General features: G+C 68.0%; 19 protein-coding genes. 4 read left to right on the forward strand and 15 right to left on the reverse strand.

What is annotated here, in order from left to right; translation table 11 throughout:
* From P7D22_RS19025 to eno, 5 genes are all read right to left on the reverse strand, one after another.
* Positions 1 to 586, reverse strand: a 586-nt coding sequence (locus tag P7D22_RS19025; RefSeq protein WP_319935831.1) for a biotin/lipoyl-containing protein, incomplete at its 3' end; no start/stop codon positions are given.
* Between the two features lie 48 nt (positions 587 to 634).
* Positions 635 to 2,065, reverse strand: a complete 1,431-nt coding sequence (locus P7D22_RS19030; RefSeq protein WP_319935832.1) for a pyruvate dehydrogenase complex E1 component subunit beta — start codon at positions 2,063 to 2,065, stop codon at positions 635 to 637.
* A gap of 23 nt (positions 2,066 to 2,088) precedes the next feature.
* Positions 2,089 to 3,153: a pyruvate dehydrogenase (acetyl-transferring) E1 component subunit alpha gene (gene pdhA / locus P7D22_RS19035; RefSeq protein ID WP_319935833.1), complete on the reverse strand. Its 1,065-nt coding sequence runs from the start codon at positions 3,151 to 3,153 to the stop codon at positions 2,089 to 2,091.
* Positions 3,154 to 3,338: 185 nt separating this feature from the next.
* A complete protein-coding gene (locus P7D22_RS19040; protein WP_319935834.1) occupies positions 3,339 to 3,662 on the reverse strand; it encodes an FtsB family cell division protein in 324 nt (107 codons plus the stop codon).
* Positions 3,663 to 3,939: 277 nt separating this feature from the next.
* Complete coding sequence (eno, locus tag P7D22_RS19045) at positions 3,940 to 5,229, reverse strand: phosphopyruvate hydratase (RefSeq protein ID WP_319935835.1); 1,290 nt, start codon at positions 5,227 to 5,229, stop codon at positions 3,940 to 3,942.
* A gap of 206 nt (positions 5,230 to 5,435) precedes the next feature.
* Here eno and sseA point away from each other — a divergent pair, with 206 nt between their 5' ends.
* The gene (sseA, locus tag P7D22_RS19050) at positions 5,436 to 6,299 is read left to right on the forward strand and encodes a 3-mercaptopyruvate sulfurtransferase (protein WP_319935836.1); all 864 of its coding nucleotides are present in this window, start codon (positions 5,436 to 5,438) and stop codon (positions 6,297 to 6,299) included.
* Here sseA and P7D22_RS19055 read toward each other — a convergent pair.
* The 9 genes from P7D22_RS19055 to P7D22_RS19095 all read right to left on the reverse strand — a co-directional run bounded on the left by P7D22_RS19055 (position 6,296) and on the right by P7D22_RS19095 (position 13,209).
* On the reverse strand, positions 6,296 to 7,159 hold the full coding sequence (locus P7D22_RS19055) for a phytoene/squalene synthase family protein (RefSeq protein WP_319935837.1): 864 nt from the start codon (positions 7,157 to 7,159) through the stop codon (positions 6,296 to 6,298). The genes sseA and P7D22_RS19055 overlap by 4 nt on opposite strands.
* 3 nt (positions 7,160 to 7,162) lie before the next feature.
* Positions 7,163 to 7,543 carry an Mth938-like domain-containing protein gene (locus P7D22_RS19060; RefSeq protein ID WP_319935838.1) on the reverse strand — a complete coding sequence of 127 codons (381 nt, stop codon included), beginning with the start codon at positions 7,541 to 7,543 and terminating at the stop codon, positions 7,163 to 7,165.
* 32 nt (positions 7,544 to 7,575) lie between these two features.
* Positions 7,576 to 8,538, reverse strand: a complete 963-nt coding sequence (gene secF, locus P7D22_RS19065; protein ID WP_319935839.1) for a protein translocase subunit SecF — start codon at positions 8,536 to 8,538, stop codon at positions 7,576 to 7,578.
* A gap of 160 nt (positions 8,539 to 8,698) precedes the next feature.
* Positions 8,699 to 10,294: a protein translocase subunit SecD gene (gene secD, locus P7D22_RS19070; RefSeq protein ID WP_319935840.1), complete on the reverse strand. Its 1,596-nt coding sequence runs from the start codon at positions 10,292 to 10,294 to the stop codon at positions 8,699 to 8,701.
* Positions 10,295 to 10,328: 34 nt separating this feature from the next.
* A complete protein-coding gene (gene yajC, locus P7D22_RS19075) occupies positions 10,329 to 10,670 on the reverse strand; it encodes a preprotein translocase subunit YajC (RefSeq protein ID WP_319935841.1) in 342 nt (113 codons plus the stop codon).
* Positions 10,671 to 10,803: 133 nt separating this feature from the next.
* Entirely contained in the window at positions 10,804 to 11,742 is a 939-nt protein-coding gene (locus P7D22_RS19080) for a DUF808 domain-containing protein (protein WP_319935842.1), read from the reverse strand.
* 74 nt (positions 11,743 to 11,816) lie between these two features.
* Positions 11,817 to 12,263 (reverse strand): DUF421 domain-containing protein, encoded by a 447-nt coding sequence (locus tag P7D22_RS19085; RefSeq protein ID WP_319935843.1) that lies wholly within the window; start codon positions 12,261 to 12,263, stop codon positions 11,817 to 11,819.
* A complete protein-coding gene (locus P7D22_RS19090) occupies positions 12,260 to 12,775 on the reverse strand; it encodes a hypothetical protein (RefSeq protein ID WP_319935844.1) in 516 nt (171 codons plus the stop codon). Before P7D22_RS19090 ends, P7D22_RS19085 begins: the two co-directional genes overlap by 4 nt.
* Before the next feature lie 149 nt (positions 12,776 to 12,924).
* Positions 12,925 to 13,209 (reverse strand): hypothetical protein, encoded by a 285-nt coding sequence (locus P7D22_RS19095; protein WP_319935845.1) that lies wholly within the window; start codon positions 13,207 to 13,209, stop codon positions 12,925 to 12,927.
* A gap of 212 nt (positions 13,210 to 13,421) precedes the next feature.
* Here P7D22_RS19095 and P7D22_RS19100 point away from each other — a divergent pair, with 212 nt between their 5' ends.
* Together P7D22_RS19100 and P7D22_RS19105 are read left to right on the forward strand one after the other, a co-directional pair.
* Positions 13,422 to 14,288, forward strand: a complete 867-nt coding sequence (locus P7D22_RS19100; protein WP_319935846.1) for an ATP-binding protein — start codon at positions 13,422 to 13,424, stop codon at positions 14,286 to 14,288.
* A gap of 47 nt (positions 14,289 to 14,335) precedes the next feature.
* Positions 14,336 to 14,947, forward strand: coding sequence for an acyloxyacyl hydrolase (locus P7D22_RS19105; protein ID WP_319935847.1), 612 nt, complete (start codon positions 14,336 to 14,338; stop codon positions 14,945 to 14,947).
* 488 nt (positions 14,948 to 15,435) lie between these two features.
* On the opposite strand, the gene P7D22_RS19110 is transcribed toward P7D22_RS19105, so the two are convergent.
* Positions 15,436 to 16,215 carry an EAL domain-containing protein gene (locus tag P7D22_RS19110; protein WP_319935848.1) on the reverse strand — a complete coding sequence of 260 codons (780 nt, stop codon included), beginning with the start codon at positions 16,213 to 16,215 and terminating at the stop codon, positions 15,436 to 15,438.
* Between the two features lie 190 nt (positions 16,216 to 16,405).
* Here P7D22_RS19110 and P7D22_RS19115 point away from each other — a divergent pair.
* On the forward strand, positions 16,406 to 17,125 hold a 720-nt coding region (locus tag P7D22_RS19115), incomplete at its 3' end, for a chorismate mutase (RefSeq protein ID WP_319935849.1).

A 17,125-nucleotide genomic window follows, 5' to 3' on the forward strand; every position in this document is an offset into this window, starting at 1 on the left:
ACGTGAAGGCGGCGCCGCCACCGGCCAGCGCCGCCTTCACGTCGCGCTCGACGACGCGGCCGTGCGGGCCGGTACCGGCGATCGTCGCGATGTCGAGGCTGTTTTCCTTGGCGATGCGCCGGGCGAGCGGCGACGAGAAGGTGCGGGTGCCTTCGGCCTCGTGGCCGTTGGCGGCCGAAACGGCACTGCCGGCGCCCACGTGTTCCATCGCGGGGGCACGCTCGTATTGATGGCCGACCGGCACCTCCAGGTCCTGCTTGGCCGGGGCTTCGCCGGGTGCCGCGGGTTTCTCGACCGGCTTGGCGTCTGCCTTGGGGGATGCGGTCGCGGTATTGGCATCCTCGCCCTCGGCCGCGATGATGCCGATGACGTCGTTGACCGCCACATCGGTCGTGCCGTCCGGCACGACGATCCGCGCGAGCGTACCCTCGTCGACGGCCTCCACCTCCATGGTGGCCTTGTCGGTCTCGATCTCGGCCAGGATGTCGCCCGACTTGATCGCGTCACCCTCCTTCTTGAGCCAGCGCGCGAGGTTGCCCTTCTCCATGGTGGGAGACAGGGCCGGCATCAGAATGTTGGTCGGCATGGTGGCCTCGAATGTGAAGCGCGCCGCCCTGGCTGGCGGCGCTCAAGATCAGCGGTAAAGCACGGCCTTCACGGCGGCCACGACCTCGCCGGTGTTGGGCAGCGCGAGCTTCTCGAGGTTGGCCGCGTAGGGCATCGGCACATCCTTGCCGCTGACGCGGGTCACGGGGGCATCGAGGTAATCGAAAGCGCCTTCCATGACGCGCGCCGCGATCTCGGCGCCAACGCCCGATTGCCCCCAGCCTTCCTCGACCGTGACGCAACGGCCCGTCTTCTTGACCGAGGCCAGGATCGTCTCGCTGTCCATCGGGCGAATGGTGCGCAGATCGATGACCTCCGCCTCGATGCCCTCCTTGGCGAGCTCGTCGGCAGCCTTCAGGGCATAGGTCATGCCGATCGACCAGGACACGATCGTCACGTCCTTGCCGACGCGGGCCACCTTGGCCTTGCCGATCGGAACCGTGAAATCCTCGATCTGCGGCACGTCGAACTGCTGCCCGTAGAGGATCTCGTTCTCGAGGAACACCACGGGGTTCGGATTGCGGATGGCGCTCTTCAGCAGGCCCTTGGCGTCGGCGGCCGTATAGGGCGCCACCACGATGAGGCCCGGCACGGAGGAATACCACGCCGTATAGTCCTGGCTATGCTGGGCGCCGACCCGCGCCGCAGCGCCGTTCGGGCCGCGGAACACGATGGGGCAGCCCATCTGGCCGCCCGACATATACAGCGTCTTGGCCGCCGAATTGATGATGTGGTCGATCGCCTGCATGGCGAAGTTGAAGGTCATGAACTCGACGATGGGCTTCAGCCCCGCCATCGCGGCGCCGACCCCGATGCCGGCGAAGCCATATTCGGTGATGGGCGTGTCGATGACCCGCTTGGCGCCGAACTCTTCCAGCAGGCCCTGCGTCACCTTATAGGCGCCCTGGTATTCGGCCACCTCTTCGCCCATGACGAAGATGTCGCCATCGCGGCGCATCTCTTCCGCCATGGCGTCCCGCAACGCTTCGCGCACCGTCACATGAACCATGGCGGTGCCGGCCGGCACCTCCGGCGTCGCTTCCGCGGGCGCGCCGCCGCCGAGGCCATGACTATGGGCTGCCGTGGGCGGGCCGGCGTTGTCGCTCGGCACGCCGGCCGGCTGGGGCTTTTCGGCCGTCTCTGGCGCACCCGGCTTGGCGCCTTCCGGCGCTTTGGTGGCGGGCGCCTTGGCCTCGGTCGACGCCGTGGCGTCCTCGCCGTCGGCCGCGATGACGCCGATCGGGGTGTTGACCGCGACGTTGTCGGTGCCTTCCTCGATCAGGATCTGCGACAGCGTCCCCTCGTCGATGGCTTCAACCTCCATGGTGGCCTTATCGGTCTCGATTTCGGCCAGGATATCGCCGGCCTTGATCGGGTCGCCGACCTTCTTCATCCATTTGGACAGCTTGCCCTGCTCCATGGTGGGAGAAAGCGCGGGCATCAATACGGTGGTGGGCATCGGTCAGTCCTGGATTCGCGCGCTCAGAGCAGGATGTCGGTCCAGAGCTCGGACGGGTCCGGCTCGAGATCGTGCTGGGCGAAGTCGGCGGCTTCCGTCACCACGGCGCGAACCTTGCCGTCGAGGGCCTTGAGCTCGTCCTCTGCCACCTGGTGTTCCCCGAGCAGGCGAGCACGCACCTGCTCGATCGGGTCCTGCTCGTCACGCATCTTCTGCACCTCGTCGCGGGAGCGGTATTTCGCCGGGTCCGACATCGAGTGGCCGCGATAGCGGTAGGTCTGCATCTCCAGGATCATCGGACCCTGGCCGCTGCGGCAATGCTCCAACGCCTTCAGGCCGGCAGCCCGCACGGCCCGCACGTCCATGCCGTCGACCTGCTCGCCCGGGATATTGAACGAGATGCCGCGGCGGGAAAAATCAGGCTGCGCCGAGGAACGCGTCACCGAGGTGCCCATGGCGTAGCGGTTGTTCTCGATGACGAAAACGATCGGCAGCTTCCACAGCTGCGCCATGTTGAAGGTCTCGTAGACCTGGCCCTGGTTGGCGGCGCCGTCGCCGAAATAGCTGACCGCCACGGTGCCGTCGCCCCGATAAGCATTGGCGAAGGCAAGCCCACCGCCGAGCGCCACCTGGCCGGCTACGATGCCATGGCCGCCGTAGAAATGCTTCTCCTTGGAGAACATGTGCATCGAGCCGCCCTTGCCGCGCGAATAGCCGCCGCGCCGGCCGGTGAGCTCCGCCATCACCCCCTTGGCCTCCATGCCGCAGGCCAGCATGTGGCCGTGGTCCCGGTAGCCGGTGATGATCTTGTCGCCTTCCTTCTGGGCCATCTGCATGCCCACCACGACGGCCTCCTGGCCGATGTAGAGGTGACAGAAGCCGCCGATCAGGCCCATGCCGTACATCTGGCCGGCGCGCTCCTCGAAGCGGCGGATCAGCAGCATGTCGTTGAAGGCCCGCATGTCCTCGTCCCGCGTGAACGGCGGGACGTTGGACCTCGGTGGAACCGACCCGCTCGTGGGGGTCGACCCACTCGCGGGCACTGACCCGTTCGCCTCGGCTCGGGCGGTCTTCGGGCTGGCGGCCATGGATGCTCCTCGATGAGGGAGGGAGCCACGACGAAACACAGGCCCCCGGACACAATGTGGCCGTAACCTAAGTGAGGGCTTGGGGAAAAGCGAGGGGAGGAAAGCCGGGGGCAGCTATGCTCAAAGCTTTGATTGTTCTCAGGTTTTATTGCACCTGCGTTTGTGCATTGCACAACTGCATGCGTTCAATGCTTGATGGCGCCCGTGAAGATCTCCACGTCGCGCGAATCGACATAGCCGATCTTGTCGCGTGCTTGTTCTTCGGCGAGGTCGCGATCGACGCTCTCGGACCGCATCAGGCTGACGCGGTGTTCCCATTTGGCGCGCTGGCCCTGCAGGTCGGCCAGGGTGTCGCGCAGCTGGGCGATGCTGGCCTTGTATTCGAGCTTGGCCACCGTGCCGCGCTCGCCGTTCTTGGCCGTCCAAAGAAAATAGCCCGACACGGCGCCGGACACGACATAAAGCGTCAGGGGCACCATGATGGCGCGGATTCGCGTGCGGACGACCATGGGACCATCATGGTCAAGCGTGGTGAAGAGCCCGTTAATGCGAGCGCGACTTTGCTCCGCAGCTTCGCCGCTTGCCGCTCGTCGCTTTGCTGCAGTGCAGAAGACGATGTGACGCCGCAGCGGGGAACGGGCCGAACCATGTGGCGTCGAGCGCCACGGCGGGGTTCCGGTGTTTCCGCGACCCCGACCCGTGATCGCGTCGGCCTGCCCGGCGGTCCGGTCGGCCGAAACCGAATGCCGCGCCCCGACCCGAGTCGATCGGGGGCGCGGCGTGGCCTCAGCCGGCCTTGGCGAGGGCCTTCAGGGCTGCGCGACCGGCATAGCGGGCCTGGGCGCCGAGGCTCTGCTCGATGCGGATCAGCTGGTTGTACTTCGCCAATCTATCCGACCGGGCCAGCGAGCCCGTCTTGATCTGCCCGCAATTGGTCGCCACCGCGAGATCCGCGATGGTAGAATCCTCGGTCTCGCCCGAGCGGTGGGACATCACGGCTGTGTAGCCGGCGCGGTGCGCCATATCGACGGCCCGCAGGGTCTCGGTCAGGGTGCCGATCTGGTTGACCTTGACCAGCAGCGCGTTGGCGACGCCCATGCCGATGCCGCGCGACAACCGCTCGGTGTTGGTGACGAACAGGTCGTCGCCGACGATCTGCACTTTGTCGCCGACGAGGTCGGTGAGGATCTTCCAGCCTTCCCAGTCGTCCTCGCCCATGCCGTCCTCGATGGAGGCGATGGGATAATCCTTGGCGAGCTTGGCCAGATATTCGGCCTGCTGCTGGATCGAGCGCTTGGTGCCCTCACCCTCGTAGTGATAGGTGCTGTCCTTGAACCAGTCGGTCACGGCGCAGTCGAGCGCCAGCACGATGTCGGAGCCCGGCTTGAAGCCCGCCTTGGTGACGGCCTCGAGGCAGAAGTCGAGCGCCGCCTCGGCCGACGGCAGGTTCGGCGCGAAGCCGCCCTCGTCGCCGACATTGGTGTTCTGGCCGGATTTCTTCAGCAGGCCCTTTAGGACGTGGAACACCTCCGAGCCCCAGCGCACCGCCTCCGAAAGGCTGGACGCGCCGACCGGCATGATCATGAATTCCTGGAAGTCGATCGGGTTGTCGGCGTGAGCACCGCCGTTGAGGATGTTCATCATCGGCACCGGCAGGATGTGGGCCTGGGTGCCGCCGACGTAGCGGTAGAGCGGCAGGTTCGATTCCTCGGCCGCCGCCTTGGCGACCGCCAGCGACACGCCCAGGATGGCATTGGCGCCGATGCGGCTCTTGTTCGGGGTGCCGTCGAGCTGGATCAGGGCCTCGTCGACCGCGATCTGGTCTTCGGCATCGACGTCTTCGAGGGCCTCGAAGATCGGCTCCATGGCGGCGATGGCCTTCAGCACGCCCTTGCCGCCGTAACGGGACTTGTCGCCGTCGCGCAGCTCCACCGCCTCGTGGGCCCCGGTCGAAGCGCCCGACGGCACGGCGGCGCGGCCCGAGGCACCGCTCTCCAGCGTCACGTCGACCTCGATCGTCGGGTTGCCGCGACTGTCGAGGATCTCACGGGCGACGATGTCGATGATGGCGGTCATGGGCCTGGGTCTCGCGCTTCGGGATGCCGCCTTGTAGGCCAGCCCGGATGGCTTGGAAAGCACGCGCTTCCGTTCAGACCCGCGCTGAGTGCATAACTTGCCGCAGCAGTGGCGGGCTTCGATGGGCCGTGCCGCGGCTGCGGCGTTGACGCCCGGTCTGGCGGGGCGGCATGCTGGCCGACGCCCCTCCGCCCAGGCAGCCCGCGATGTCAGACTCGATCCCAGATCCCGCCAAAACGGCGCCCTTCGTGTCGCCGCAATGGCTGGCCGACCATCTCGACGATCCCGCCGTCGTGCCGATCGACGGATCCTGGTACCTGCCGACGCAGAACCGCAACGCCGCCGCAGAATTCGCGGACGCCCATGTGCCGGGCGCCACCTTCCTGGACATCGAGGCGCTGGCCGACCAGACGAGCCCCCTGCCCCACATGCTGCCCGAGACCGGATGGTTCGGCCGGGAGGCGGGCGCGCTCGGCATCCCGTCCGACGCGACGCTGGTGGTCTACGACGGTGCCGGCTTGTTTTCGGCCCCGCGGGTATGGTGGACCCTGAAGGCGTTCGGCGCCCGCGACGTGCGCATCCTCGAGGGCGGCCTGCCGGCCTGGCGGGCCGCGAACCTGCCCCTCGAAAGCGGCCGGTCGAAGCGCCCGCCCGCCCGGTTCGACGCCGTGCCGCCGGGATCGGCCGTCGCAGACCTCGCAGCCGTCGAGGACGCGCTCGGCCGTGATGGCGTCCAGGTGATCGACGCCCGGCCGGCAGGGCGCTTCACCGGCGACACACCCGAACCCCGACCCGGCCTCGCGGCGGGCCATATGCCGGGAAGCCTGAACCTGCCGGCCATGGCGGTGATCGCCGACGGCCGGCTGAAGTCCATCGCGGCGCTGCGGGCCGTTTTCGCGGACGCGGGCATCAATCCGATGGCGCCGACCATCACGTCCTGCGGGTCCGGCGTCACGGCCGCGATCCTGACGCTGGCCCTGGCCCGGCTCGGCAACCCCGACACCCGGCTCTACGACGGCTCCTGGGCCGAATACGGATCGAAGCCGGCGCTGCCGGTCGCGACCGGCTAAACCACGCCGTTGCGCCGCGAAGCGCGCCACAAGGTCCATTGTTGCCGCCAGAGCGGCGGCGCCAGGTCGGTAGCGAAGGGGTCCGACCCGCGCCGCAGGGCGCGCTTCAACTTCGGTGTTGCCAGATTGGCGGCCAGGAAGGCGGGCGCGGCGTCGGGATCGAGGCTGCCACGCAGGGACCGCAAGGACGCGAGCTCCGCCTGACCATAAGCGATCAGCCGCGCGAGCGCCGCCTGGACGGGGGGCGTCGGGCGACGCACCAGCACTTCCGCCGCCCCGATCCCCTCGGCCCGCAGCAGTTCGAGCGGCACCGTCATGTGCAGCGGCGTGGCGGGGCTCGACAAGGCCCGCAGGGTGTCGCCCACCGCGACGACGCGGCCGGCATGGCGGGCCGCCGCCTCGACGTCCGGGTCACGACGGCCGCTGAGCGCCTGGGCGGCCAGGGCGATCTGGGCGCCTTCGAGCGCGTCCGCCCGCGCCGCATAATCGTCGAGCGTGCCGAGAGGGTCGTCGTAAAGGTCCGTGCGGCGCGCCTCGACCATGCCGGTCAGCGCGGCGCGGGGCAGATGGGCCGCACGGACGGCATCGATCAACGCGGCCGCAACCGGATGGCCGCGCACGTCGCCGCGTGCCTCGCCCTCGATGGCATCGGTCCACCATTGCAGGCGAAGCTCGCCCGCCAGGGGCTCCCGCACCTTGCCCCGCACGGCCGCGATCTCGACCGCGAAGGCGCCGAGCGCATGCAGGATCGGGCGCTTGTCGGCCGGCGCGAAAAGCGTCGCCAGCCAGGCCGGACGGTCGGCGGCCTTGAGGATCGCCTCGCAATGGCCGTGGTTGGCGTCGGGGTCCGTTTCGGCCACCCGTCAGCCCACGGCCACGAGGGCGGCCGCGACGCGGCGCCCTTCGCCGAGCAGCACGTTATAGGTCCGAGCCGCGGCCCCGGTCGCCATCGGATCGGACCGGATGCCGGCCGCGCGCAATTGTGCCCGCAGCGGTTCGGCCAAGGGCACGAGGTCGGGCCCGGTACCGACCAGCAGCAGATCGACCGCGCCGCGCGGCAGCGCCAGCAGCGGCGCCAGCGTTTCGGCCGTGATCTCGGCGAAGCAGGTGGCCGCGAAGGCATGCACCCCGGTCGGCAGCGCCAGGATCGAGCCGCGATGCGACATGCCGGCGAATTTAAAGCCGCCGCTGCCATAGGCGTCGATGCCGTGCTGACCGGGAACGAAGCCGGAAGAATCTGCCATGGATCAGGGCCTCATGCGGCGCAACGAACCGCTCAGGCCGTACGCGCCTTGGCGGGTCGCGGTTCCTTGCGGGCCTGCTCCGGCGTTGCCGCAGGGCCGGCCTCCGACCGGACGCCCAGGTAGATCAGGATGGGCGAGCAGATGAAGATCGACGAATAGGTGCCCACCACGACGCCCCACATCATGGCGAGCGAGAAGCTCTTGATGACCTCGCCGCCGAACAACACCAGCGCCAGCAGCGCCAGAAACACGGTGGTGGCCGTCATGATGGTGCGGGGCAGCACGGCATTGACCGACATGTCGATCATCTCGGCGGTCGACATGCGCTTATACTTGCGCATCACCTCCCGGATGCGGTCGAGCACCACCACGGCCTCGTTGAGCGAATAGCCCACGATGGTCAGGATGGCGGCAATCGAGGTGGTGTTGAACTCGAGGTGGGTGACCGAGAAGAACCCCACCGTCAGCAGCAGGTCGTGCATGGTGGCGATGATGGCCCCCACGGCGAACTGCCATTCGAAGCGGAACCACAGGTACAGCAGCACCGCGAAGATCGAGACCACGACGCCGAGCGTGCCCGACTGCACCAGTTCGCCCGATACGCGCGGCCCCACCACCTCGACGCGGCGGATCTCGTAGGCGGCCTGCGTCTGGTCGCGCAGCTTGCTGACCGTGGCTTCCTGGGCGGGGCCGCCGCCCGGCTGCACGCCGAAGCGCAGCGTCGCGTCGGACGCATTGCCGAAGCCCTGCACCTCGACGTGGCCGATCCCCAGCGACTCGCCGATCTGGCGCAATTGCGCGAGGTCGGCCTGACCGGATTTCGCCCGCAGCTCCATCACGGTGCCGCCGGCGAAATCGATGCCGAAGTTCATGCCCAGCACGATGAAGGTGACCACCGAGATGATCGAGAGCGCGGCCGAGAACGGATAAGAAAAGCGCCGGAGGCGCATGAACCCGAGATTGGTCTTCTCGGGTGCGAGGCGGAGCAGTTTCATGGGCGCCTCACCAGGCCTTGTTCTGAATAAGCCGCCTCATTCCGCGCGGAGCGAAGCGGAGACCCGGAACCGGTGTGCCTCATGCACGATCGCCCTGGCACACCGGTTCCGGGTTCGGCTTCGCCGTCCCGGCATGAAGGAGCTTGAAAATGCGATGCCATCAGATTGGCAGCACGGTGGGCCGCTTCCAGCGATACCACAGCGCGATCATCATGCGGGTCATGGTGACGGCGGTGACCACCGAGGTCAGGATGCCGAGGCCGAGCGACACCGCGAAGCCCCGCACCGGACCCGAACCGAACAGGTAGAGGATCGCAGCCGCCACGAACATCGTCACGTTCGAGTCGATGATGGTCGCAAAGGCGCGCTTGAATCCGGTATCGAGCGATTGCAGGATGGAACGGCCCGAATGGGCTTCCTCGCGGATGCGCTCGTAGATCAGCACGTTGGCGTCGACCGCGACCCCGATGGTGAACACGATGCCGGCGATGCCGGGCAGCGTCAGGGTGGCGCCGAGCAACACCATGAAGGCGAAGATCAGCAGAATGTGGACGCCGAGCGCGATGTCGGCGAAGACGCCGAACACCCCGTAGGTGAGCAGCATGTAGCCGAGCACCAGGATGGCCGCCACGTAGGCGGCGCGCTTGCCGGCGTTGATCGAATCCTCGCCGAGGCCGGGGCCAACCGTGCGCTCTTCCACGATGGTAAGCTTGGCCGGCAGGGCGCCGGCCCGCAGCAGCACCGCGAGGTCGTTGGCACCCTGCACGGTGAAGTTGCCCGAGATCTGGCCCGACCCGCCCGTGATGGGGCCGAGGATGCGCGGCGCCGAGACGATCTTCTCGTCGAGCACGATGGCGAAGGGCTTGCCGACGTTCTCGGCCGTCACCTGACCGAATTGCTGGCCGCCGCGCAGATTGAAGCGAAAGTTGACTACCGGCTCGCTGGTGCGGCTGTCGAAGCCCGGCTGGGCGTCGGTCAGGTCTTCGCCCTGCACCATGACGCGCTTCTCGACCGGCAGCGTGCCGGAGCCCTCGCTCGCCTTGTAATAGGGCAGCTGCTCGACGTCGCCCGGGTTCGCGCCGGAGTCGCCGACCAGGCGGAACTCGAGCTTGGCGGTGGTGCCGAGAATGTCCTTCAGGCGCTGGGCGTCCTGCAGGCCCGGCACCTCGACCAGGATGCGGTCATTGCCTTCCCGTTGGATGTTGGGCTCGGTGGTGCCGAGCGCATCGACGCGGCGACGCAACACCTCGATCGACTGATCGACGGCGCGCCGCACGCGGGCATCGATGCCGGCATCGGTCAACATCAGCTGGACGACGCCGTCGTCTCCTTCGTTCACGGTGAAGTCCGACACGGCGCCGGTCAGCGAGGCGCCGAGCGGCTGCGCCAGCTGGCGCAGCTTCGGCAGCGCCTTGGCGCGGTCGGCCGGGTCGGGAATGCGCAGCTGCACACCCTTGGCCTGCAATCCGATGCCGCCCGTCAGCTTGACCTGATCTTCGCGCAGGGCGCGGCGCACGTCGTCCCGCAGGGCTTCGACGCGGCTGCGCACCACGGATGGCGTGTCGACCTCGAGCAGCACGTGGGCGCCGCCCTGCAGATCGAGGCCGAGCACGATCGCGCGGGCCGGCAGCCACGGCGCCGCACGAGCGAGCGACTCGCGCGTCGAGACCGGCAGCAGGCTCGGGATCACCAGCAGGATCGCGACAAGCGTGCCCAAGATGATGGACGCGACCTTCCAAGGCGCATAGCGGATCATCGGCGCGAAGCTTCCCGAACGGAGCGCAACGCCGTCACGCCTTGACCGCGTCCTTGACGGGCTCGCCCTTGGCCCGCACCTCGGAGATCATCGCCCGCGACACCCGCACCCGCACGGTGGGGGCCACCTCGAGTTCGAGCTCCGTCGGCTGGCTGGCATTGGTGACCTTGCCGATCAGCCCGCCGTTGGTGACGATCGTGTCGCCGCGCCGAATGGCGCCCACCAGGCTTTGATGGTCCTTCTGGCGCTTCTGCTGCGGACGGAGGATCAGGAAGTACATGATGCCGAGAACGGCCACCATCGGCACCACGAACTGAACCAGGTCCGTGGCCCCACCAGTGGTGCCGGCCGTTTGCGCGAAAGCTTGCGTGAACACTGGAAATCAACTCCGGGCGACTCAGGGGTCGCAAGCGGCGAAGCGGCTGCGCGCGCACCCCGCGAAATGCGGCGGGACTATACGGATCGCGGTCCCGAAAGCAATTGCGGCCCGGCTCAACGATCGGCAATCTTCAGGCGGCAGCCTCGGCGGGCCGCAGCCCGTGCGCCGCGGCCGCCAGGACGCCGCCGACCACCAGCCCGAGCAGGCCAGACCCCGTGGCCGTGACCAGCCAGGCGATTGCGGCCTCGAGGGCCGGCAGGGCCGCACTGGCGCGCGTCGCCAAACCATGTAGCCCGTGACCGAGCGCCGTCACGCCATATCCCTCGAGCCCGTGCAGCAGGATGCCGCCGCCGACCCACAGCATGGCGGCCGTGCCCACCACGGTGAGGCCGCGCATCACGACCGGCATGCCACGCACGAGGCCGCGGCCGAGCGCCCGCAGCACGGCCACGGGCCGGCGCGCCAGATAGACCCCGACATCGTCGACCTTCACGATCACGGCCACCACGCCATACACCCCGGCCGTGATGCCGAGCGCCACGGCGGCCAGCGCCACAGCCTGCACGGCGAAGGATTTGTCGGTCACCTCGGCCAGCGCCATCACCATGATCTCGGCCGACAGGATGAAGTCGGTCCGCACGGCGCTCCGCACCTTGCGGTCCTCGATCTCGGCCGGCGTGCCGGTTTCTGTCACGGCGTCCCCGGCGTGGTGGCCGCGCAGGGCCTCGACGACCTTCTCGGCCCCTTCGAAGCAGAGATAGGCGCCGCCGAGCATCAGCAGCGGCGTGATGGCCCAGGGGGCCAACGCCTCGAGCCCCAGCGCCACCGGCAGCAGGATCAGCACCTTGTTGCGCAGCGAGCCGAGCGCGATGCGGCCGATGATCGGCAGCTCGCGCGCCGGCGCCAGGCCCGCGACGTAGCGCGGCGTCACGGCCGTGTCGTCCACCACGACGCCGGCCGCCTTCACGCCGGCCCGGGCGGCGGCCCCGGTGACGTCGTCGAGCGACGCCGCCGCGAGCTTCGTCAAGGCCGCGACGTCGTCGAGCAGCGCCACCAATCCACCGGCCATCGCAACACCTCACCCCAACCCGGACATGACCGATCCCGGCATGGCCACGCTCATGGCACCCTCACCCACCAGACTCACTTCTCAGCCTTGGGGATGATGGAGATGGTGCCATCCCGCTCGATGATGGCATAGCGCATGTCGCCCTCATCGATCATCCCCTGCTGCCGCATCGCGGTGCGGATGTCAGCCTCCTGCATGCGCAACTTGCGCATCGCATCCTCGGACCAGCGACCTTCGTCGAACACCACGATGGGCGTCCCATCGACGATGCGCTCGATCAACACGGACCGCAGCTTCAGCCACGAGACGATGACGTGCATCAGGCCGACGGTGAAGATGCCCGTCATTGCGGCCGTGAACGAGCGGTCTTCCCCGAGGATCGCCGCCGTGGTCATGCCGCCGAACAAGAACAACACGACCGTGTCGAAGGGCGCCTGCTGGCTCGCCGTGCGGCGCCCGATCAGCCGCATGGCGAACAAGATCACAAGATAGGCGGCAGCGGCCTTGAGGACGGTGCTCATGGGAGGATCACCTGCGTCCAGGATACGGCGGGGGCGCCGTCGAGCCGCGCCGAAAGTGTCACCCTGCCGCTGCTGACCGGCATGCCGCCGACCTCCACCACGGTATCCTGGCCATCTGCCAGGGTGGCGAAGGTCATGACCAAGCTGCCGTCCTGATCGGCCCGCCATTCGGCCGGACGCGGATACACGCTCTGCAGCCCAAAGGCTTTCACCAAATCCGCCGGAAACGCGACGGTCATTCTGGCCTGCCCCTCTGCCGGGTGGGCACGCAGCGTAAAATCCGTCGGGGTGCCGAAGCGGATCACCGGGGGAAACTCGACGTCAAGCGCTCCAGCATGGAGCTCGGAGGTCCAAAGCGACAAGGGCCCACCGCCGAGGACGCCGAACACCGTCGCGACCACGACCACCAGCATAAGGCCGCGTCCGACCAGTTCCGCGCGCCGCCACCCGGCCTCGAAGGCGGGGTAGAAGCCGTTCCTGATCTCTTCGGCCATCGGCGGACTGTCGCGCATGGATTGTCCTCGGTCGTCAACAAGGGAGCCGGGCGAGCCTCGCCCCCCGCTCCGCGACATGTGGGGCACTCGGCCCGACTTTGCAGGCCGAGCCGTGCAGCCCTCCGCGCATGCGGAGCCGTCGCGCGCGCGGAGGACCTGCGAGGCCTTCAGTCGTGCTTGTTGTCGGGCTTCTTGTGGTCTTTCGGCTTCGGCTTCTCGGTATCGAGGGTGATCGGCGCCTGACCGGACCGGGTGAACTGCTTCACCTTCAACTCCGATGGCTTCATCTCACCCGACAGCTCCACGGTTTCCCCGACCTTGAGACCGACCTGCTCGGCGCCCTTCGGCCCGAGGTCGGCGAGGACCCGTCCCGATGCGGTGGTGATGACGAAGCGGTGGGCGAAGATGTCCGTGACCTCGCCCTTGAGGGTGACAGCGTTTTCTTGGCTCATTGTTTGATGATCTCCAGGCCTTCGTCGCGTCGACAATCGACCGCGAGACGACGCGCCAACTTCTACGGGCCGCACCGCAATCGAGCCTGAACCCGCCGGTTCAGATTGGGTTCAGGCGCCGCGGCTCCGGAAAACATGACGCCACGCCGGATCAGCCCAACCTTGACACCCCGCCGGTCCAGCCGGACATGGGCGCACGCCAAGGATGTCCCATGTCCCTCGACCCCTCGCTCGCACCACTCCTCGAACGCATCGCTGCGGCGCTCGAACGCCTCACCCCCGCGGCGGCGCCCGCGCCCGACTTCGACGCCGCGCAAGCCTTCGTGTTCTCGGCCGCGGCGAACCGGCTGATGCCCGTGCGACGCGTCAACCGGGTCGACCTCGGGCTGCTGCAGGGTATCGACCGGGTGCGCGACATCCTGATCGACAACACTCGCCGCTTCGCGCGCGGCCTGCCGGCCAATAACGCGCTGCTGTGGGGGGCGCGCGGCATGGGCAAGTCGTCGCTCGTCAAGGCCGTGCATGCCGAGCTTGCGAGCGTCGGCGACCGGCCCTTGAAGCTGATCGAGATCCATCGCGAGGACATCGACGCCCTGCCGGCGCTGATGAACCTGCTGCGCGAGGCGCCCTGCCGGTTCATCCTGTTCTGCGACGACCTGAGCTTCGACACCGACGACACATCCTACAAGTCGCTGAAGGCGGTGCTCGACGGCGGCATCGAGGGGCGGCCCGACAATGTGGTGTTCTATGCCACCTCGAACCGCCGCCACCTGATGCCGCGGGACATGATGGACAACGAGCGCGCCACCGCCATCAACCCGGGCGAGGCCGTGGAAGAAAAGGTGTCGCTCAGTGACCGCTTCGGCCTGTGGCTCGGTTTCCACAAATGCTCGCAGGACGACTATCTGGCGATGATCGACGGCTACGCGCGGGAGCTCGGCCTCACGGTTCCGCCGGAGCAGTTGCGTGCGGAGGCGCTCGAGTGGGCCACCACCCGGGCGTCACGTTCCGGCCGCACTGCCTGGCAATTCATCCAGGACCTCGCCGGCCGCATGGACAAGCGCATCGGGGCTGACTAACCCTGTCTCCCATGAGGCGGCCTTCCGTTCGCCGCCGGGACGACTCGATGAAACAGCGCCTCCTCCGCACGGTCGCGGCCACGGCCGTCCTGGCCGTGGCACCCGCCTCGATGGGCCGCGCCGCGGACTTTCCGCTCAATCCTTCGAGCTATGACACCACGACGCTCGCACCGGCGCCGCTCTGGGGCGTGGTCCAGGAGGTGCGCGGCGGCGTCTTCTACCACGGCTACGATTCGCCCGAGCAGGGCAAGGGCGTCGACCTGAACGGCGAAATCCTCACCCCCCGGGTCGTCGAGCTGAACGCGGGCTATTGGAGCTATCTGGTTCCCCGCATGCACCTCGGCGGCAACCTCAACACCGACGGCCGCACCAGCGACGGCTATCTGGGCTGGACCTGGACGGTGCCGGTGTATCGCGGCCTTTTCGCCGAAATCTCGCTCGGCGGCTCCTACAACGACGGCCACACGGCCTTTGTGCCGCCGGTCGGCTATTCGGCCGTCGGCTGTCACCTGATGTTCCGTGAATCGGCCACCCTGGGCTACCAGTTCACCCAGCATTGGAGCGTGGTGGCCACCGCCGAGCACATCTCGAACGACCACATGTGCGACCGCAACGCCGGCGTCACCAATTTCGGTGGGCGGATCGGCTACACGTTCTGATCGCCCGTCGAGCGAGGAGTCACCAAATCGCTCGCATCCCGGCCAACCCCGCATATGCGATCGACCGGTCAGCCTGACTCGAGAAAGCCGTCGATCGCCTTTGCTCGGTCATCCGACGCTGCGGAACAGTCCAGATCGCCGGCGTCCCGCATGGGCCCGCCCGTCAACAGCGGAGTCGCAAACCTGGCGGGGACGTGGGTGACGTGCCGGCGCGTCAAGCCATTTCGCACAGGCTTTTTGTCGCCCGGGATTTCGGCAAGATAGCCTTGCGCACGTCTCGAAAGCGGGGCATCCTCCTCATATCGCAACGCAACGAAAGGAGGTGATCCAGTGTCTCATTGTTTCATGCCGCAGGGCCAGGCCTGGGTTTCTGTCTCCTCCGCGGTTTCCGCCGCGTAGATCAAGACACCGGGTACGGCCTGAGAGGCCGAACAATGCGAGGGCCGCCCCATCGGGGTGGCCCTTTTTCGTGGACCGCCCTTCGGGCTTCAGGCTGCGATGGGATGGGCCGAGGCCGCCAACCGATCGGCCGGCACCGCCGCCAAGGCCTCGAACGACGGCTTGGCGAACCAATAGCCCTGCTGCAGCCGGATGCCGAGGTCGCATAGTGCACGGTGCTCGCCCGGCGTCTCGATGCCTTCGGCCAGAACCGCCACGCCGAGGTCGTCGCACATCTCCACCACGGCCTTCACCACCACCCGGCGCGACCGGCTCGCGTCGATGCCGCGCACGAGATCCATGTCGAGCTTGATGATGTCGGGCTGGAACCGCGCCAACAGGTTCAGCCCGGCATAGCCGGCGCCGAAATCGTCGATGGCGGTTTTGAAGCCCATGCTTTTGTAGGTCGTGACGATCCGCTGCACGTGGTCGGGATCGAGCTTCTCGTTCTCGGTGAACTCGAAGATCAGCCGGTCGAGCGGGAAGTTGGTGCGCTTGGCGGTCGCCAACGTCAGGCGGATGCAGGCGCTCGGCTCGTAGACCGCATTGGGCAGGAAGTTGATCGATAGGAAGGCGCCCTCGGACGCCATGGCGAGGTCGGCCGCGAGTTCGATGGCCCGCACCCGGCAGGCCTGATCGAAGCTGTAGCGATTGCCGGCATCGACGGCCGCCAACACCGTGCCGGCGCCGGCGCCATCGACCCCGCGCACCAGCGCCTCATGGGCGTAAACGCGCCCGGCCTCGACATCGACGATCGGCTGGAACGCCATCGAGAACGGCATGGCGAAGGCGGTGCCGTCGCGGCATCCATCACAGGTCAGGCGGCTCATCAATCGCGATCCTCGAAATCCATCCCTGCGAGGCTAGTCACCCTGGGCGGCGGGCGCTTTCGCAAAGATCAGTCCGAGATGATCTATGTCGCGGCTTGTTTACCGGTTCGTTTCCGAAACGGCATCCCGGGCCGTTTTGCCAAACACCGCCCTGGCCGGTAGAACCCATGCGGCTGCCTTGCGAGTTCCCGTGCCCGATCCTTCCCTCTCCCTCGCCGCCCAACTCGACACGCTCCGGGTCGATATCGACCGGATCGATGCCGGCATGCATGCGCTACTGATCGAACGCAGCCTGATCATCGACGAGTTGATCGCCATCAAGGCGCGTCAGGGCGGCGGCTCGGCGTTCCGGCCCGGTCGCGAAGCCGAAATGATGCGGCGCCTGGCCGAGCGCCACACCGGCCGCCTGCCGTTCGACACGGTCGAAAGCATCTGGCGCGTCATCATCGCCACCTTCACGCACCTGCAGGCGCCCTATGGGGTGCATGCCGACATGGCGGGCGGGGACGCCGCCATGCGGGACTCGGCCCGGTTCCATTTCGGCTTCACGGTGCCGCTCCAGAGCCACTTCGGGCCCGAGGGCGTGATCGGCGCGGTGGCGGCCGCCACGGGCGACCTCGGGCTGCTGCGGGCCGAAAACCCGAAGGCCGCCTGGTGGCGGGGGCTCGAAGCCCCGGAAGCGCCGAAGATCATCGCCCGCCTGCCCTTCGTCGAGCGACCCGACCACCCGGCCGGCATGCCGGTCTTCGTTATCGCCCGGCCGGGCGCGGCCGCCGCTGCCGCCGATATTACCTTCCACGCCCTGACGCTGCCGCGCTGGAGCGAAACCGTGCCCGAGGCCCTGGCGGCGCTCGGCGGCGGCGTCGTGGGCCATGCGGCCGAGGGCGAGCGCCGCCAGGGCCTCGGGCAC

Source organism: Lichenihabitans sp. Uapishka_5 (assembly GCF_033947565.1).
GTDB lineage: Bacteria > Pseudomonadota > Alphaproteobacteria > Rhizobiales > Beijerinckiaceae > Lichenihabitans.

Coding starts and splice junctions, on each gene's coding strand:
- P7D22_RS19090 (WP_319935844.1), bottom strand. CDS start 12,775: ATGCGCGACAGTCCGCCGATGGCCGAAGAGATCAGGAACGGCTTCTAC.
- pdhA (WP_319935833.1), bottom strand. CDS start 3,153: ATGGCCGCCAGCCCGAAGACCGCCCGAGCCGAGGCGAACGGGTCAGTG.
- P7D22_RS19095 (WP_319935845.1), bottom strand. CDS start 13,209: ATGAGCCAAGAAAACGCTGTCACCCTCAAGGGCGAGGTCACGGACATC.
- sseA (WP_319935836.1), top strand. CDS start 5,436: ATGTCAGACTCGATCCCAGATCCCGCCAAAACGGCGCCCTTCGTGTCG.
- P7D22_RS19110 (WP_319935848.1), bottom strand. CDS start 16,215: ATGAGCCGCCTGACCTGTGATGGATGCCGCGACGGCACCGCCTTCGCC.
- P7D22_RS19100 (WP_319935846.1), top strand. CDS start 13,422: ATGTCCCTCGACCCCTCGCTCGCACCACTCCTCGAACGCATCGCTGCG.
- secF (WP_319935839.1), bottom strand. CDS start 8,538: ATGAAACTGCTCCGCCTCGCACCCGAGAAGACCAATCTCGGGTTCATG.
- secD (WP_319935840.1), bottom strand. CDS start 10,294: ATGATCCGCTATGCGCCTTGGAAGGTCGCGTCCATCATCTTGGGCACG.
- eno (WP_319935835.1), bottom strand. CDS start 5,229: ATGACCGCCATCATCGACATCGTCGCCCGTGAGATCCTCGACAGTCGC.
- P7D22_RS19080 (WP_319935842.1), bottom strand. CDS start 11,742: ATGGCCGGTGGATTGGTGGCGCTGCTCGACGACGTCGCGGCCTTGACG.
- P7D22_RS19085 (WP_319935843.1), bottom strand. CDS start 12,263: ATGAGCACCGTCCTCAAGGCCGCTGCCGCCTATCTTGTGATCTTGTTC.
- P7D22_RS19040 (WP_319935834.1), bottom strand. CDS start 3,662: ATGGTCGTCCGCACGCGAATCCGCGCCATCATGGTGCCCCTGACGCTT.
- P7D22_RS19105 (WP_319935847.1), top strand. CDS start 14,336: ATGAAACAGCGCCTCCTCCGCACGGTCGCGGCCACGGCCGTCCTGGCC.
- P7D22_RS19060 (WP_319935838.1), bottom strand. CDS start 7,543: ATGGCAGATTCTTCCGGCTTCGTTCCCGGTCAGCACGGCATCGACGCC.
- P7D22_RS19030 (WP_319935832.1), bottom strand. CDS start 2,065: ATGCCCACCACCGTATTGATGCCCGCGCTTTCTCCCACCATGGAGCAG.